The 1420-nt window shown below is 57.8% G+C and carries 1 protein-coding gene and 1 pseudogene; both read right to left on the reverse strand.

Annotated elements, in window-relative coordinates:
- Nucleotides 1-131, reverse strand: a pseudogene (locus tag B2W52_RS11755) (bacterioferritin); the annotation flags it as partial.
- Between the two features lie 78 nt (nucleotides 132-209).
- Nucleotides 210-1420, reverse strand: a 1211-nt coding sequence (locus B2W52_RS11760; RefSeq protein WP_286803197.1) for an aconitase family protein, incomplete at its 5' end; no start/stop codon positions are given.

A 1420-nucleotide genomic window follows, 5' to 3' on the forward strand; every position in this document is an offset into this window, starting at 1 on the left:
GCCTCATTCAGGATTTTCACGACATTGTCGCGGTTGGCACCGTAGCCCTCGGTAAGCGCTCCTTCTTCGATGTGCTTGCGGGCCCGCTCTCTGAGGGTTTGCACGTCGGTCAGAAACGGTTGATCGGTCATAATGTCTCTCTCGTTTCTCTCATTGATCTCTTGAATTCGGCATAGCGGCCGCCCGCTATGCCATTTCACCCTGTCCACTCAGGCAGTGCGCAACATTTCCCGCACCACGTAATGGAGGATGCCGCCATGCTTGAAGTAGACGGCCTCGTTGGCGGTGTCGATGCGAGATTTCAGCTCGCAGGTCTCCGTGGATCCGTCCTTGTACTTCACCGTCATCTTGAGGGTCTGTCCCGGCTTGATCTCACCAGACAGGCCTTCGATGCTGATGGTTTCCTCACCGGTAAGCTTGAGGCTCTTGCGGTCCGTGCCTTCCGGGAACTGAAGTGGCATTACGCCCATACCGATCAGGTTAGAGCGGTGAATGCGCTCGTAGGATTCGGCCACCACAGCTTTTACACCCAGCAGACGGGTACCCTTGGCCGCCCAGTCGCGGCTTGAGCCGGTACCGTATTCCTTGCCGGCAATGACCACCAACGGCGTGCCGTTCTCCTGATACTTCATGGCGGCATCGTAAATCGCCATCTGTTCGCCCGTGGGCACGAATTTGGTATAACCGCCTTCCACGCCGTCGAGCATTTCGTTCCTGATACGCACATTGGCAAAGGTGCCGCGCATCATGACTTCGTGGTTACCCCGGCGAGAGCCATAAGAGTTGAAGTCTTTGGGCTCAACACCGTGCTCCTGCAGGTATTGTCCGGCAGGGGTGTCCGGCTTGAAGGAACCGGCCGGTGAGATGTGGTCGGTAGTCACCGAATCGCCCAGCAGTGCCAGTATGTTGGCATCCTTGATATCGTCGATCGCGTCCGGTTCTTCCTTGAGCCCTTCGAAGAACGGCGGATGCTGGATGTAGGTGGATTTATCAGACCACTCGTACACCTTGCTTTCCGGCACCTTGATGGACTTCCAGGTGGCGTCGCCATCGAAGACTTCCGCGTATTCCTTACGGAACATATCGGTCTTCACTTTCTCCACCGCTTCAGCGATCTCCTGCTGGCTCGGCCAGAGGTCCTTCAGGTACACCGGGTTTCCATCCTTGTCGTTGCCCAACGGATCTTTTGAGAGATCCAGGCGCACGTTGCCCGCCAGCGCATAGGCAACCACCAGGGGCGGCGATGCCAGCCAGTTGGTTTTCACCAGCGGATGCACCCGGCCTTCGAAGTTCCGGTTGCCGGAGAGCACAGAGGCCACGGTCAGGTCACCATCACTGATGGCTTTCTCTACCGCGTCCGGCAGAGGCCCGGAGTTGCCGATGCAGGTTGTGCAGCCATAGCCGACGAGGTTGAAGCCGA

It is taken from the genome of Marinobacter sp. UBA2498 (assembly GCF_002341575.1).
GTDB lineage: Bacteria > Pseudomonadota > Gammaproteobacteria > Pseudomonadales > Oleiphilaceae > Marinobacter > Marinobacter manganoxydans.